General features: G+C 61.6%; 16 protein-coding genes. 8 read left to right on the top strand and 8 right to left on the bottom strand.

The window, feature by feature from the left end:
* Window positions 1-47: 47 nt before the first annotated feature.
* The 6 genes from BMI89_RS01425 to BMI89_RS01400 all read left to right on the top strand — a co-directional run bounded on the left by BMI89_RS01425 (window position 48) and on the right by BMI89_RS01400 (window position 7,964).
* Entirely contained in the window at window positions 48-2,780 is a 2,733-nt protein-coding gene (locus BMI89_RS01425) for a Hint domain-containing protein (RefSeq protein ID WP_078569535.1), read from the top strand.
* 109 nt (window positions 2,781-2,889) lie between these two features.
* The gene (locus BMI89_RS01420; RefSeq protein WP_078569534.1) at window positions 2,890-3,990 is read left to right on the top strand and encodes an ABC transporter ATP-binding protein; all 1,101 of its coding nucleotides are present in this window, start codon (window positions 2,890-2,892) and stop codon (window positions 3,988-3,990) included.
* Window positions 3,991-4,105: 115 nt separating this feature from the next.
* The gene (locus BMI89_RS01415; protein WP_078569533.1) at window positions 4,106-5,182 is read left to right on the top strand and encodes an ABC transporter substrate-binding protein; all 1,077 of its coding nucleotides are present in this window, start codon (window positions 4,106-4,108) and stop codon (window positions 5,180-5,182) included.
* Between the two features lie 68 nt (window positions 5,183-5,250).
* Complete coding sequence (locus BMI89_RS01410; RefSeq protein ID WP_168176751.1) at window positions 5,251-5,742, top strand: DUF2314 domain-containing protein; 492 nt, start codon at window positions 5,251-5,253, stop codon at window positions 5,740-5,742.
* 17 nt (window positions 5,743-5,759) lie between these two features.
* The gene (locus tag BMI89_RS01405) at window positions 5,760-7,040 is read left to right on the top strand and encodes an ABC transporter permease (protein WP_078569531.1); all 1,281 of its coding nucleotides are present in this window, start codon (window positions 5,760-5,762) and stop codon (window positions 7,038-7,040) included.
* 12 nt (window positions 7,041-7,052) lie between these two features.
* Complete coding sequence (locus tag BMI89_RS01400; protein WP_078539814.1) at window positions 7,053-7,964, top strand: ABC transporter permease; 912 nt, start codon at window positions 7,053-7,055, stop codon at window positions 7,962-7,964.
* Here BMI89_RS01400 and BMI89_RS01395 read toward each other — a convergent pair.
* From BMI89_RS01395 to thyX, 4 genes are read right to left on the bottom strand one after another with little or no spacing between them, the layout of a single operon-like run.
* Window positions 7,953-8,366 carry a DUF1810 domain-containing protein gene (locus BMI89_RS01395; protein WP_078569530.1) on the bottom strand — a complete coding sequence of 138 codons (414 nt, stop codon included), beginning with the start codon at window positions 8,364-8,366 and terminating at the stop codon, window positions 7,953-7,955. The genes BMI89_RS01400 and BMI89_RS01395 overlap by 12 nt on opposite strands.
* Window positions 8,363-8,833 carry a Panacea domain-containing protein gene (locus BMI89_RS01390; protein WP_078569529.1) on the bottom strand — a complete coding sequence of 157 codons (471 nt, stop codon included), beginning with the start codon at window positions 8,831-8,833 and terminating at the stop codon, window positions 8,363-8,365. The genes BMI89_RS01395 and BMI89_RS01390 overlap by 4 nt, the downstream gene beginning before the upstream one ends.
* Window positions 8,830-9,696, bottom strand: coding sequence for a hypothetical protein (locus tag BMI89_RS01385; protein ID WP_078569528.1), 867 nt, complete (start codon window positions 9,694-9,696; stop codon window positions 8,830-8,832). Before BMI89_RS01385 ends, BMI89_RS01390 begins: the two co-directional genes overlap by 4 nt.
* A 7-nt stretch (window positions 9,697-9,703) precedes the next feature.
* Entirely contained in the window at window positions 9,704-10,618 is a 915-nt protein-coding gene (thyX, locus tag BMI89_RS01380) for an FAD-dependent thymidylate synthase (RefSeq protein ID WP_075776246.1), read from the bottom strand.
* A gap of 154 nt (window positions 10,619-10,772) precedes the next feature.
* On the opposite strand from thyX, the gene BMI89_RS01375 reads away from it, so the two are divergent.
* A complete protein-coding gene (locus tag BMI89_RS01375; RefSeq protein ID WP_078519753.1) occupies window positions 10,773-11,207 on the top strand; it encodes a VOC family protein in 435 nt (144 codons plus the stop codon).
* On the opposite strand, the gene pth is transcribed toward BMI89_RS01375, so the two are convergent.
* The 3 genes from pth to BMI89_RS01360 all read right to left on the bottom strand — a co-directional run bounded on the left by pth (window position 11,208) and on the right by BMI89_RS01360 (window position 13,120).
* Window positions 11,208-11,918 (bottom strand): aminoacyl-tRNA hydrolase, encoded by a 711-nt coding sequence (gene pth / locus BMI89_RS01370; RefSeq protein ID WP_078569527.1) that lies wholly within the window; start codon window positions 11,916-11,918, stop codon window positions 11,208-11,210.
* Window positions 11,919-12,004: 86 nt separating this feature from the next.
* Window positions 12,005-12,295, bottom strand: a complete 291-nt coding sequence (locus BMI89_RS01365; RefSeq protein ID WP_078599527.1) for a hypothetical protein — start codon at window positions 12,293-12,295, stop codon at window positions 12,005-12,007.
* A 189-nt stretch (window positions 12,296-12,484) separates the two neighbouring features.
* Entirely contained in the window at window positions 12,485-13,120 is a 636-nt protein-coding gene (locus BMI89_RS01360; RefSeq protein ID WP_078569525.1) for a 50S ribosomal protein L25/general stress protein Ctc, read from the bottom strand.
* A gap of 185 nt (window positions 13,121-13,305) precedes the next feature.
* Here BMI89_RS01360 and BMI89_RS01355 point away from each other — a divergent pair, with 185 nt between their 5' ends.
* Complete coding sequence (locus BMI89_RS01355; protein ID WP_078569524.1) at window positions 13,306-14,178, top strand: helix-turn-helix domain-containing GNAT family N-acetyltransferase; 873 nt, start codon at window positions 13,306-13,308, stop codon at window positions 14,176-14,178.
* A gap of 9 nt (window positions 14,179-14,187) precedes the next feature.
* On the opposite strand, the gene BMI89_RS01350 is transcribed toward BMI89_RS01355, so the two are convergent.
* Complete coding sequence (locus BMI89_RS01350) at window positions 14,188-15,351, bottom strand: alpha-hydroxy acid oxidase (protein ID WP_078569523.1); 1,164 nt, start codon at window positions 15,349-15,351, stop codon at window positions 14,188-14,190.
* Window positions 15,352-15,367 lie beyond the last annotated feature (16 nt).

Raw genomic sequence — 15,367 nt, 5'->3', positions numbered from 1 at the left:
ATCGCCCCTGGGTGAAACCGTTTTGGGGCTGATCGGGCGATCGTGCGATGACGAGTTACGTCTTTCATGGCTATTTCCGATCGGATTTCCTGATCGAGGGCGGCGGCTCGACCGTCGTCACCGGCAGCCGTCTCATGATCGACCCGAGCTGGGACGTCGATACGAGCGGACGTATCTTCACCTTCACCGACGACGGCTCGACTCTCTCCGGCGACACAATCCTCGACGAGATCGGCAACGACCTCACGCAATCCGTCTCGGTGACCGATGCATATGGCGCGCCGATTGCGTCCGGTCAGGTTTATATCGAGAATGCGTTCACGCTGCTCGCCCCGGACGGCACGACGATCACTGTCTACATCCTCGAGATTGGTGGGACGATCATCGGGGAGGTTGCCGATCAACCGCTGCAGCCTGGCGTCACCTATGAGGTCACATCCGTCAACGACGTCTCGACCGGTCCCGCCTATACCGAGCTCTTCAACGCAACCTACGACCCCGACGACGCCAACGCGATCCAGGGCGGCAGTCTGGATGACTCGCTTCAAGGGGGCGCGTCGAACGACCTGATCGATGGGGGCGCTGGCACCGACACGATCGACGGTGGCGCGGGCGACGACACGATTCACTACGGTACCGGCGGCGGCACATTGGCCGAGGGCGATCTGGTCTATGGCGGCGATGGCAACGATCTGATCGACGATATTTCGGGCACTTTCTACGATTATGACGACACCATCTATGGCGGCGCCGGAAGTGATACGGTCTGGGCCGGGGGCGGCGCGGATTACGTCGAGGGCGGGGATGATGACGACGTCGTCCATGGCGAGGCCGGGGATGACACGATCCTTGGTGGCTCGGGGAACGATTATCTCTATGGCGAGGACGGCAACGACTCGATTCTGGGCGAGGCGGGCTCGGATACCATCCTCGGCGGGACGGGGGACGACACGATCTCGGGCGGGGACGGGGCCGATCACCTCGCGGGGGAGGCCGGGAGCGACCTCCTCTATGGCGATGCCGATGCCGACACGTTCTACCTGAGCGACGGCTGGGGCAGCGATACGCTTTTCGGCGGCGAGACTGTCACCTTGGGCAGCGATTTCGACCAGCTCAACTTCACCTATTACACGGCGAGCGGCGTGGCCGTCACCTTCTCCGGATCGGAGAGCGGCACGGCCAGCGCAGGCGGCAACACAGCGAGTTTCAGCGAGATCGAAGGGGTCGTCGGGTCGCAGCAGGGCGACGTGATCGACGCCACAAGTGATGCCAGCGGCGTCTCGATAGACGGTGGCGGCGGCGCCGACACGATCACCGGCGGATCGGGCGCGGACACGCTTTCGGGGGGCGACGGCAACGACACGATCTGGGCGCTGGGCGGCGACGACCTGATCTCGGGCGGGGCGGGCGACGATACACTACAGGGCGTGGGTGGCAGCGATACGCTCACCGGCGGCGCAGGGGCTGACGAGCTGCATGGCGGCGACGATGCCGACACGTTCCTGCTTTATGCCGGTGACGGGGCCGAGACGATCTTAGGCGGCGAAGGCGGCACCGATTGGGACGTGATCGAGCTTGGTCCGGGTGAGGCCGTCGTCCTCTGGACGGGTTGGGAAACCGGTGCGATCAGTTATGACGGCGGCATTACCGTCACCTATTTCTGGGAGGTCGAGGAGGTTCGGGGCTCCGCCGACGCAGAGGCATTCGATGCCTCCGCCGCGGGGAATGCCGTCTCGATCGCAGCAGGCGACGGGGCCGATACGCTGACTGGCTCGGCGTTGGGCGACACGCTCGATGCGGGCGCTGGCGATGACGTCATAGATGCGGGTGCCGGGGCCGATACGATCACCACCGGCTTCGGGGCCGATACGCTCAGCTTCAGCGATGGCGACGGGCAGGACATCGTCACCGATTTCGATCTGACGGATGACGGTTCGGGCTTCACGCTCGATCAGCTCGACGTCTCTGACCTGACCGATGGCACCGGAAATCCGATCAATGCCTGGGATGTGACGGTCAGCGACGATGGCGCGGGCAATGCGGTTCTCAGCTTTCCCAGTGGTGAGAGCCTGACGCTGACCGGTATCGCGCCCGCGCAGGTAGAGGGTGCGCCGCAGCTCTTTGCGATGGGCATTCCTTGTTTCACCGAAGGCACGCGGCTGGCTACGCCGCGCGGGCCGCGCCGGGTGGAAACCCTGAAACCGGGTGATCTGGTCACGACGCTGGACGGTGGATCGCAGCCGGTGCTGTGGCATGCGCGTCGCCGGTTCGGCGCGGCGGCGCTGGCCGCCGATCCGCGGCTTTGCCCGGTACGACTGCGGCCCGGCGCCTTGGGCAATCGCGAGGCGCTGGTTCTCTCCGCGCAACATTGCATCTGGGTGCCGGAGGGGCAGGGCGCCCTCGCGCGCGCGCGCCACTTAGCGGCAACGGGATGGGGCGGGGCGCGGGTGATGCGGGGCTGCCGGGAGGTGATCTATCACCACTTGCTTCTGCCGCGTCACGCATTGGTCAATGCCGAGGGCGCCTGGGTCGAAAGTTTCTGGCCCGGACCGCAGGCACTGCGCGCGCTGACCCCCTCATATCTGACCGATCTGCTGCGCGCCCACCCCGCCTTGGCGAAGGTCCATTTCCTCGGCGCGGCGCCGGAAGCGGTCTACGGTCCACGAGTTCGTCCGCCTCTTACGTCGCGGAAGCTAGATCGTTCCAAATGCAAGTCGTGGTCGCTCCTTGCGCGACAAGCGACGCAAAACGGCAATTTTTCAGGCGAAACCGTGCTGTGATGCGTCGGTGACGTGGGTTTTTGATTTCCGGGTTGAAAAACGCAAATGCCCTTGCTTTAGTCACATGCACGGGAATTGACCAACGACAAAAAACAACGGGGAGCCCGCTTTGAACAACGCAGCTAGCGACGATGGATTCGTCGTATTCGACCGCGTGCAGAAGAGCTATGACGGCGAAACGCTCGTCGTGAAGGATCTCAATCTCTCGATCGGCAAGGGCGAGTTTCTGACGATGCTCGGACCGTCCGGTTCAGGGAAAACCACCTGCCTGATGATGCTTGCAGGTTTCGAAACCGCCACCAACGGCGAGATCCGCCTCGACGGCCAGAACATCAACATGGTGCCTCCGCACAAGCGCGGCATCGGGATGGTGTTCCAGAACTATGCACTCTTTCCGCATATGACCGTGGGCGAGAACCTCGCCTTCCCGCTCGAAGTGCGGGGCATGGGCAAGGATGAACGCGAAACCAAGGTCAAGCGCGCACTGGACATGGTGCAGATGGGGAGTTTCATCCATCGCCGTCCGGCGCAGCTTTCGGGCGGTCAGCAACAGCGGATCGCACTGGCCCGCGCGCTGGTCTTCGATCCCGAGCTGGTCCTGATGGACGAACCGCTCGGCGCGCTCGACAAACAGCTTCGCGAACATATGCAGTTCGAGATCAAGCACCTGCACGAAAGCCTCGGGATCACCGTGGTCTATGTGACCCACGATCAGGGCGAGGCGCTGACGATGTCGGACCGCGTGGCCGTGTTCAACGACGGGCGCATCCAGCAACTCGCGCCGCCGGACGAACTTTATGAACGTCCGCAGAACAGCTTCGTCGCGCAGTTCATCGGCGAGAACAACAAGCTTCCGGGCCGGGTGGAGACGCTGACCGGCGACACCTGCACGGTGCGTCTGGAAACCGGCGAGATCATCGACGCGACGGCGGTGAACATCCGCGAGGCGGGGCAGGAGACGCTGGTCTCCATCCGTCCCGAGCGGGTCGAATTCAAGCCCGAGATGATGCCTTCGGGCGCCCATACGATCAACGCCGACGTGCTCGAAGTGATCTATATGGGGGACATCCTGCGCACCCGTATGAAGGTTGCCGGGTCGCCGGAATTCGTCATGAAATCGCGCAACACGCTCGATCAGGTGCGGCTGACGGAAGGCCAGACGGTCAAGATCGGCTGGCACCCGCAGGATGCGCGCGCGCTCGATCTCTAAAGAATGCGGAACGTGCGGTCCAAGCTCCGCACGCTCCGAACTGCCGCAAAAAGCGGCCAAGCGGCGAAAACGTCGCGAAACCACAAAAGCTCAACCAACTGGGAGTAAGACCAAGATGAAAAAAGCAATGATCCTGAGCACCGCGCTCGTCGGCCTCGTGGCCGGTGCGGCGCAGGCCGAGGAAGTCACTGTCCTTTCCTGGGGCGGCGCTTACGAAAAAAGCCAGGTCGAAGCCTATAACAAGCCCTTCGCGGAAGCGACCGGCATCGACGTGAACATGGAAGCCGCCGACAACCCGGCGACCCCGATCAAGGCACAGGTCGAAGCAAACAACGTGTCGGTCGACGTGGCCGATGTTGAAAAGTCCGACGCGATCCGCCTGTGCGACGAAGGTCTGCTCGAGCCGATCGACCCCGACACTGATCTGGCCGCGTCGCCCGACGGCACCCCGGCGAGCGAAGACTTCATCGATGGCTCCTTCACCGATTGTGGTGTGGCGAACATCGTGTGGTCGACGGTGATGTCCTACAACGCGGACAAAGTGGACGGCACCCCGAGCTCGATCGCCGACTTCTTCGACACCGAGAAGTTCCCGGGCAAGCGCGGTCTGCGCAAGTCGGCCAAAGGCACGCTGGAATTCGCGCTGATGGGCGCGGGCGTTCCGGCTTCCGAGGTCTACGACCAGCTCGGCACCGCTGAAGGCGTCGACAAGGCTTTCGCCGAACTCGACAAGATCAAGGGCGACGTCGTCTGGTGGGATGCCGGTGCACAGCCGCCGCAGCTTCTCGCCGATGGGGAAGTCGTGATGTCGACCGCCTATAACGGTCGTATCTTCAACGCTGAAGTCGCCGAGGGTCAGCCCTTCAAGATCGTCTGGGACGGCCAGCTGATGGACTTCGACTTCTTCGTGATCCCGAAGGGCGCGCCCCATATGGAAGCCGCGAAGAAATATCTGAAGTTCGCGACCGAGACCCAGCAGCTCGCCAACCAGGCGAAGTGGATCTCCTACGGTCCGGCACGTAAGTCCTCGGCTCCGATGGTCGGTATGTATCAGGACGGCAAAACCGAGATGGGCCCGCATATGCCCACCGCGGAAAACAACATGCAGAACGCCCTGGTCAACGACTCGGAGTTCTGGGCCGACCACGACACCGAACTGAGCGAGCGCTTCAACGCTTGGCTCGCTGGCTAAAGCCAATAGGGCCGCGCGGCATTCCGGTGCCGCGCGGTCCGACCTGTTCGATGTCAGGAGCCCCGCGGATGTCAGCTTTCCGGTCGTCACTGGCCTGTTTGTGCATCGGTCTTTGCCTGTCGTTGCCCGCTGCCTTGCACGCTCAGGCGCAAGACGATGCGGTCGTCGGCTACGAGACCGGCGATACGAAGATGAACGCGGCGATCGGCCAAGCCCGCGCGACCTATGAAAGCGTCTTCATTCCTGCGGTGCGCGCCCGGTCCGGCTCGCAATTCATGCTCAAGGCGGGGATCGATACGCCCGCCGATGGCCTCGAACATATCTGGATCGCGCCGATTTCGATCTCCGCGCAGAAAATCACCGGCACGCTGATGAACGAGCCCGTGCATTTCAAAGCGCATGCCGGAGACGAGATTACCTTCGCGCCGAACCAGATTTCCGACTGGAGCTTTCGCCGCGATGGCAAGCTTCACGGCAATTACACGACGCGGGTGATGCTGCCCGATATTCCCGCCGAGCAAGCCGCGAATTTGCGCGCGCAGCTCGCCCCGCTGCCCTGAGGGGCCAAGGAGACACGATGAGCGACGCAACGATGGATGCGAGCCTGAACGGCCCCGAACCAACACAGTTGAAGACCGCCGACGGGCTGCCGCTGAAGGCCGCCCTCGCGAAATCTCAACTCCGCGCAAAACGCCGCGCCTTCCTTCTGGTCGCGCCGCTGTTCCTCTTCGTTCTGGTTACCTTCGTCGTTCCGATCGGGCAGATGCTGCTGCAATCGGTCTATAACGACGGGTTCTCGAAGAACGCGCCGGCGCTGGGGCAATGGTTCAACGAACACCCGCTGGGGTCGCCGATCGACGAGAGCGCCTACACCGCGCTCGCCTCGGACCTCAAACAGATGAAGGAAAACCGCACGCAGGGCGAGGCGGGGACCCGGATCAACTATGACGTGGCGGGCACGCGCTCGCTGTTCACCTCCACCGCGCGCAAGATCGAACGTCTTGAGCCGCCGTGGAAAGAGGCGATCCTCGGCGTGAACGAGGGGTGGAGCGACCCGAACCTGTGGCGCGCGATGCGCTCCGCGTCGAGCCCCTACACGGTGGATTTCTACCTCGCCGCGACCGACCACACCCGCGACAAGGACAACAATATCGTGCCCGTCGATCCGCAACGCGCGATCTACGGCAAGCTGTTCATCCGCACCGCGATCCTGTCCCTGGTGATTACCGTGCTCTGCATGTTCCTCGCCTTCCCGATCGCGCATCTGCTGGCCTCGCTGCCACTGGCGAAGTCGAACCTTCTGATGATCTTCGTGCTGCTGCCCTTCTGGACCTCGCTGCTGGTGCGGACGACCTCGTGGATGGTGCTGTTGCAGCAGCAGGGCGTGATCAACGACCTGCTCGTCTGGTCGGGTCTGATCGGCAACGATAACCGGCTGGAGATGATGTATAACCAGACCGGCACAATCGTCGCGATGACCCATATCCTGCTGCCCTTCATGGTGCTGCCGCTCTACTCGGTGATGCGGACCATCCCGCCGAGCTATGTCCGCGCGGCCCGCAGCCTTGGCGCGACCTCGTGGACCGCCTTCCGCCGGATCTACCTGCCGCAGACGCTGCCGGGGATCGGGGCAGGGGCGCTCTTGGTGTTCATCCTGTCGGTCGGCTACTACATCACCCCCGCTCTTGTCGGTGGTGCCGATGGTCAGCTGATCTCGAACATGATCGCCTTCCACATGCAAAAATCGCTCAACTGGTCGCTTGCTGCGGCATTGGCCTCGATGCTGCTGGGCGGCGTCATCATCCTCTACTGGCTCTATGACCGGCTGGTGGGCATCGACAACATGAAGCTGGGCTGAGGAGAAACACAGATGGCCGTTCCCGCATATGCAAGCCCGCTCGAGAGAACCTGGCACTACGCCTATCTCGTGATCTGTGGCCTGATCTTCTTCTTCCTGATCGCGCCGATCGTGGTGATCATTCCGCTGTCCTTCAACGCGGAGCCCTATTTCACCTTCACCGAGAAGATGCTCAGCTTCGACCCTTCCGGCTATTCGATGCGCTGGTATGACCTGCTGCTGACCTTCGGGATGCAGGAGCCGCAGGTGGAGCGTGGCTGGTCGTGGTGGATGGATGCCTGGCAGCATTCGACCTGGATCGACGTGGCAAAGAACTCGGTGATCATCGGCTTCTTCTCGACGATCCTTGCGACGGTGCTGGGCACGCTGGCAGCCCTCGGCCTGTCGCGCCCCGAGATGCCGTTCCGCCGTGCCATCATGGCGGTGCTGATCTCGCCGATGATCGTGCCGATCATCATCACTGCGACGGGGCTGTTCTTCTTCTACTCGAAGACCGGGCTCGCGCATTCCTATCCGGGCATCATCATGGCCCACGCGACCCTGGGCATTCCCTTCGTGATCATCACCGTGACCGCGACGCTGGTGGGCTTCGATCACTCGCTGACCCGCGCGGCGCAGAACCTGGGCGCGGATCCGCGTACGACCTTCTTCAAGATCGTGATGCCGCTGATCCTGCCGGGCGTGGTCTCGGGCGCGCTGTTCGCTTTCGTCACCTCCTTCGACGAAGTCGTCGTGGTGCTTTTCGTGGCAGGCTACGACCAGCAGACGATCCCGCGTCAGATGTGGAACGGTATCCGCGAGCAGATCAGCCCCGCGATCCTTGCGGTGGCGACGATCCTCGTCTTCGTGTCGATCGCGCTTCTGACCACGGTCGAGCTGCTGCGCCGCCGCTCCGAGCGCCTGCGCGGGATGTCACCGGGCTAAAGCGTCAAGCGTCAGCGGGCAGCGCTCGCCCTCATAAAACGTCTCAAGGAGCCGGGTGAACACCGGCTCCTTTTTCTTTGAGGCAACTTCGAACAGCGTCGCGCAAGAGCGCAGCTTCAGCGCATCGACCGGCCCCATGATCTCCTCGATGGGCGTGCGCGCATGGGCGAGCACCGCCTCGGAGGCCTCCACCAGCCGCGCCCGCAACACCGGATCGGCGAGATAGGCCTGCGCCTCGGCCAGATCCGCGATCCCGTACTCCACCGCCCTAGGCGAACGCCCGAGCGAGGCCAGTTGCGGGAAGATCCACCAGATCCAATGGCTGGTCTTACGGCCCTGGCGCAGCTCCGCGAGGGCGGTGGGGTAGTCGTGGTCTTGGGGGGCGTGGAAGCGTTGGGTCATCGTCTGGATGTCGATAGCTTCTCCGCAAAGCTTTTTAGATCGAGATAGCTGTATCGGTCAGAGTCGGCGATCGGAGGAGTCGCATAGACATGTTTTATGAAATCTTTCCAATAAAACCGTTTTGTATCTTCAATGACCTGATCAATGATGAGCTTTTCATTTCCGCTAAGCTCTGTGCTCTTTTCATTTGGTTTGAGCTGGATTTCAGTTTTCTCATCGCCATAAACGTTCTTTGTCCGGATTACAGAAAACCGAGCTGCCTCGCTGGAAACGGTATCTATTACATCGTCAACATAGGGACCAAAATTGTGAAAATACCACTGAATTGGGGTGATTTGCTCACCTCTCTTTTCGCAGCTTTTCCAATCGGCGAGATAGACAAGTTTGGTAAGCCTAGCCTTTGAAAGCTCAGACTTATGGGGGTAATGCTCACAAATATAGGCGGCAACTTCAGAGATCTTATTCATTCCTCATCCTCCTTGAGGTCTGGACTGAACTCTTCGTCTAATAGTCCTCTATGTTTAAGTAGACGTAGCAGCGTATGCTGCTCAGTCGCACACAAAGCGTCGAACTGATCAACGTCGATACGACCAATTTCAGTGGATTCTATAACTATTACGGCGACCCGTCGACCCGAATCGAGATCGTCAAAGGCTCTTGCCACAATATGTTTCGAAGGCATTGAGAGTTCAGAGCCGGCGTCTTGGCATTCTTCGATATAGCTTTGGTTCAAGTCGGAGAGCTCTTCGTGCGTCTCGACTTTTTTCTCGGCGGTACCGGGTCCTGTCCAGCACTCTCCGACAACTCCTTTATCATTTGGAATGCGAAAGCGACCGCTTTCTGCGTAAGCCTTATATGTCGAATGGCGAAAGATTTTTTTGAGCTTTCCTTCTTGACCTTTCTCTTCCCGGTATACGGTTATTCTACAAGTTTGATCGAACCAGTTTGAATTGGCAGTGAAGAACAATCGAAGTGCTTCTTCAAGAGTGTCAAAGTACGCCCTTTTGGAAGTTCCATGGGCTTGATTTTCGTCTCTAAGGGAGTTTCGGAGAGTTTGATTTTCGCCATATTGATAGCGATTGCTGAAGCTCTCAAAGTAACCAAAGATCATCACGATGAAAGCAATAGCCAAATAGGGGACTATAGTGTGAAAATTAGTAATATCGGACAGCGCATTCGCGGCAGCGGTTGAATAGCCAATTCTTTCACCATCTACCACGTTTCCTGCGGCGTCAGAGAGCCAGACGCCGAAAAACAATGCTAGAACAGCAAAAGATGTGTTGGCGAGTATAAATATGAGTGGAAAAAATACCTTCGACAAGAAATTCATGTGAAAATCACCCCCAAACCTCCGTAAACTCGCGCCACTCCCCTTTGCTCATGCCGGACGTCTCCTGCGTGATCTCCTCGCCCGCCAGACGGCGCTTCAGCAGCTCCACCGCTTTGCCTGACAGGTTCACCCCGCCCAGACGATAATCCTCGAAGGCCGAATAGGCCGCAGGCACCCAGTCACGCACGATGTCGCACATGGTCTCGGCATAGACGCGGATCTCGTATTGCGCGTGGCTGTCGGCGCGCAGGCGCAGGAAGTGGAAGAGGTTGTGCAGGTCCACCTTCCAATACCATTGCGTGTAGATATTGGTGGGCAGGTTCATCCGCGCCAGTTCCCGGGCGAGGCCCTGTTTGCCCGCGTCCTCGTCGGGCGTCAGCATGTCCTCGTAATGGTCATAGGCGCGCATCGCGTCGTCGCGCAGGATGTCGAGCACGCGGGCCGCCTCGGCACCCTCCAGCACCTGACCGCGGCCCTGATGGTTCTGGCTCGATTGCGCGGCGAGCTGGCTGGCCTCGGGGATGTAGAATTCGCGGTCGAGGATCGAGTAGCGCGCGGAGTATTCGTTGACGTTCGCGGTGCGGTGGCGGATCCACTGGCGCGCGACGAAAACCGGAAGTTTGACGTGGAATTTGACCTCGCACATCTCGAACGGGGTCGAGTGCCAGTGCCGCATCAGGTAGCGGATCAGGCCCGCGTCGCTGTTCACCGTCTTGGTGCCCCGCCCATAGGAGACGCGCGCCGCCTGCACGATCGCGTTGTCGTCGCCCATATAGTCGATGACCCGAACCACCCCGTGATCGAGTACTTCATGGGCGGTATAGAGGCGCTTCTCCATCCCCGGCGAGACCGCCCGTGCGGTCATTTGCGTCTCGGCGCGCTGTGCGTCGATCTCGGCTTGTTGTTCGGGGGTGAGCGCCATGATGTCCTCCGGATGTCTCGAATCGACCTCCACTATATATGCGATGGGCGGCTCTAGGAACCGCCATATCCTGTGGATAAGCCGGGGTGCTTGCCGCGGCTGCCTCAAGGGCTATCCTCCGGTTAACCGCAATCAGTTCCAAGGAAGCCTGTTCATGAAAATCGAATATCTGCACACGATGGTCCGCGTGCTCGACCTCGAGAAATCGAAAGCCTTCTACGAGCTTCTGGGCCTCAAGGAACGCCGCCGCATCGAAAACGACAAGGGCCGCTTCACGCTGGTCTTCATGTGCCCGCCCGAGCAGGACGACGGCACGGCGGATGTGGAGCTGACCTGGAACTGGGACGGCGATAGCGGGCTGCCCTCGGACAGCCGCCATTTCGGCCACCTCGCCTACCGCGTCGAGAACATCTACGAGATGTGCCAGCACCTGATGGACAATGGCGTGACGATCAACCGCCCGCCGCGCGACGGTCACATGGCCTTCGTGCGCTCGCCCGACAATATCTCGATCGAGCTGCTGCAGATGGGCGAGCCGCTGCCGATCCAGGAGCCGTGGTCGAGCATGGAGAACACCGGCAGCTGGTGATCACTTACGGAAGTGATCCTTGAGCTTGTCGAAGGGGCTGCGGGTTTCCGTGGCCTCTTTCTTTTGCGGTGCGGGCTGCGGAGTGTCTTGCGGGACAGAGGTGTTGGCTTTCGCGGGGGCTTTGGTTCCGGTCGAAGAGCGCGGCGGCGCGACCCGCAGGCTCACCGCGTTGAGGAATTTCGACCCGTCGCCCGCCGCTAGCGCGGGCGCCCCGTCCGAGATCCCACGCAGCAGGTCGTCGAGCATCTCCTGCTCCGCCTTCGGGAAATCGTTGAGCACATAGCCCGCCACGCGGTCCTTGTGCCCCGGATGGCCGATGCCCAGCCGCACCCGCGCATAGTCGGGGCTCATATGCTGATGGATCGAGCGCAACCCGTTATGCCCCGCATGACCGCCACCCTGCTTGAGGCGGCACTTGCCGGGGGCGAGGTCCAGCTCGTCATGGAAGACGGTAATGTCGGAGACATCGACCTTGTAGAAATCGGCGGCCGCGCGCACGGATTGGCCGGACAGGTTCATGAAGGTCTCGGGTTTCAGCAGCACAACGCGCGTCGAGCCGAAGCGACCCTCACTCACCTGACCCTGAAACTTGCCGCGCCACGGGGCGAAGCCGTGATCCTCGGCGATCCGGTCGAGCGCCATGAAGCCGATATTGTGACGGTTGTTCGCGTATTTCGCGCCCGGATTTCCCAGGCCCACCCAAAGCTGCATGCGTCTCCCCTTTCGAACGCCGGTGTCGAGGCTCTGCTCACAGAGGGATATGTGAGCGGGCGCGCAGGGGAAAGGGGGCGTCGCGCTTAAGCCGCGCGGTATTCGACATAAGTCGGGCGTCCCGACTCGCCTAGGATGATCGGGCGCTCTTGCGGTTCGGGCAGGGCGAATTCATCGAAGAGGCGCTCGCTGGTCTCGTCGATATTGCATTTCGCAATTTCTTCATACCCGTTGCGCGGGAGTCGTCTCGACGCGAAGCGGTAGAACGGGCGCAGGACCGGACGCAGCACGGCGTAAACGGCGCGACCAATTGCGCTGAGCATTCTAGGCGGTAGCACCACGAATGCTGCAAGAACGAGTGCGATAAGCTCCAGCATGTGACTAGCCTTTAGGTTGTATTGCCTTCGAAGCTATCGCGTTCTGGAAAAAAGGCGAGAAATTTTTTGTTCACATAAATGTGAGCATACGTCGCCTGCGGCGTGCCGCGTAGCCGGCAATTGCGGCTTTGGCCAAAGAAAAACGGGGCCCCGAAAGGCCCCGTCTCGAAAATCTCATCGGAAGAAGAATTACTCTTCGGTCGCTTCTTCGCTGGCTTCTTCGCCTTCGTCCTCGTCGGAGGAACCGCCACCGAAGCCTTTCGGCGGAGCGACGTTCGCGATCACGAAGTCACGCTCGATGGTCGGCTTGGCGCCTTTCGGCAGGTCCACGTCGGAGATGTGGATGGTGTCGCCGATCTGCTTGCCTTCGAGGTCGACCACGATCTGCTCGGGGATATCACCGGCGAGAACGTTGAGTTCGACTTCCGGGCGCACTGCGACGAGGGTGCCGCCGCGCTTCAGGCCGGGCGCCTTCTCGTGGTTGATGAACTCGACATGCACGAAGAGCGAGATGCGCGAGTTGCGGTGGGTGCGCATGAAGTCGACGTGGGTCGGCAGGTCCTTGACGACGTCTTTCTGAACGCCGCGGCAGATCACGCGGACATCTTCCTGGCCGTCCATCTTCAGGTTGAAGAGGGTGGACATGAAGCGGCCTTTACGCAGGCGGGTGATCAGGCGGTTGTAGTCGAGGTTGATTGCAACCGGGTCCTTGCCGTCGCCGTAGACGATACCGGGCACGAGGCCCTCACGACGCGCTTGCCGAGCGGCCCCCTTGCCCGTCCCCGTACGCGCCACGGCTTCGATCGTTTCGATCTCTTTTGCCATAACTGGTCTCCAATTTGTCAAAGTGATGGGCCGCCTCCAAGGGTGTCGGGCCCATGAAGCCGCGCGGATACTCGGGATTGGCCGTGATGGCAAGGGGAAAGCGACGGTGCGGCGGAATCCGGGTTGCTATAGAAGGATATCTGACTAATGTCAGAAATAATCTCGGATGCAGGTCAGGTATTCCCATGGACGCACTCGCACATATACGCCGATTCAACCGGGCCGTCACCCGGCAGGTGGGCGCGCTGAATTCCTCCTTTCTCGATCGCGGGCGACCGCTGGGTTCTGCGCGGGTGCTCAATGCGATCGGGCGCGGGCAGGGCGACGTCGCGAAGCTGCGTCAGGCTCTGGCGCTCGATTCCGGGCTGATGAGCCGTCTGCTGCGCGGGCTGGAAAGCGAAGGGCTGGTGGTCGTGGAAGACGATCCCGAAGACGGGCGACGCCGCATCGCGCGCCTGACCGAGGCGGGGCAGGCGGAATTCGCGGAATATGAACGGCTCTCCGATGCGCAGGCGGCGGATATCCTCTCGCGCCACCCTGACCAGAGCGCGCTCTTGGCGGCGATGGACCTGATCGCGACCGCGCTGACCCGCGCCGAGATCGAGATCGTGCCCTGCGATCCGCTCGATCCGCGGGCGCGGGACTGTCTTGCGCAGTATTACGCGGAACTCGCCGCCCGGTTCGAAGGTGGCTTCGACGTGAACCTCTCGAAAGACCCTGAGGCCGACGCTATGCGCGCGCCCCGTGGTACCTTCCTGATCGCGCTGTCCGACGGGGTGCCGGTCGGTTGTGCGGCGCTGAAGGGCGGTGCGGACTATGCCGAGGTGAAGCGCGTCTGGATCGCGCCCGCCGCGCGCGGCCTCGGGCTGGCGCGGCAACTGATGGAGGCGATCGAGGCGGCGGCGCGCGAGTTGGGCCAGCTGCATCTGCGGCTCGATACCAATTCCGCACTGCCCGAAGCGGTCGCGATGTATCACCGCTTCGGCTGGGATGAGATCGATCGCTTCAACGACGATCTCTATCCCGACCGGTTCTTCGAGAACCGCCTAAGACCTTAGGACCTGCGCTCAGGAATAGGTGTCGAAGAAGCCGTTGGGGATCAGCAGATCGTCCCGGCCCAGATCTTCGATCCGACGCTCGCCACACAGCGCCATCGACGTGTCCAGCTCCTTCTGGATGACCTCCAGCGCCTTTGTCACGCCCGGCTCGCCCATCGCGCCCAGACCGTAGACATAGGCGCGCCCGATCATCACGCCCTTCGCGCCAAGCGCCAGCGCCTTGAGTACGTCCTGACCCGAGCGGATGCCGCTATCGAGCCAGACCTCGGTCTTGTCGCCGACCGCGTTGACGATCTTCGGTAGCATCCGGATCGAGCTGAGCGCCCCGTCCAGCTGACGCCCGCCATGGTTCGAGACCACGATCGCATCGGCCCCGGTCGCGGCGGCCATCTCGGCGTCTTCCTCGCTGAGGATCCCCTTCAGGATCACCTTGCCGCCCCACATATCCATGAGCTGCTTGATCCGGTCCCAGTTCAGCGACTGGTCGAACTTCTCCGCTGTCCACGAGGACAGCGAGGCGGGGTCGGCGGCGCTGTCCACATGGCCCACGATATTGCCGAAGAAACGCCGCTTGGTCTGCAGCATCTCGATCCCCCAACGCCATTTCGTCGCCAGATCGGCGAGCACGGCGGGGGTGAATTTCGGCGGCGCGGTGAGGCCGTTTTTCAGGTCCTTGTGGCGCTGGCCCAGCAGCTGCAGATCGACCGTGATCACCAGCGCCGAACAGCCCGCTGCCCGTGCCCGGTCGAGCACCCGCTTGTTATAGTCGTCATCGGTCAGCGTGTAGATCTGGAACCAGAAGGGCTGGCTGACATTCTCGGCGACGTCCTCGATCGAGCAGATCGACATCGTGGACAGCGTGTAGGGCACGCCGAATTTCTCCGCCGCCTTCGCCGCCTTGATCTCGCCATCGGCGCGCTGCATCCCGGTCAGCCCCACGGGCGCCAGCGCCACCGGCATCGCGACCTCCTGACCCAGCATCGTCGATTTCGTCGTGCGGCCCGTCATGTCCCGCGCGATACGCTGGTTGAGGCGGATCTGCGCGAAGTCCTCGGTATTCTCGCGGAAGGTCTGCTCGGTGTACGAGCCGCTCTCCGCGTAATCGTAGAACATCTTCGGCGTGCGGCGCTTATGCAGACGTTTCAGATCGGCGATGGAGGTGATGACGGGCATTGGGGGTTCCTCTCTC

Origin of the sequence: Thioclava sp. F36-7 (genome assembly GCF_002020075.1) — a bacterium.
GTDB classification, from domain to species: Bacteria; Pseudomonadota; Alphaproteobacteria; order Rhodobacterales; family Rhodobacteraceae; genus Thioclava; species Thioclava sediminum.
The sequence above is the reverse complement of the archived record's forward strand: the minus strand, read 5'-3'. Positions and strand labels throughout refer to the sequence as shown.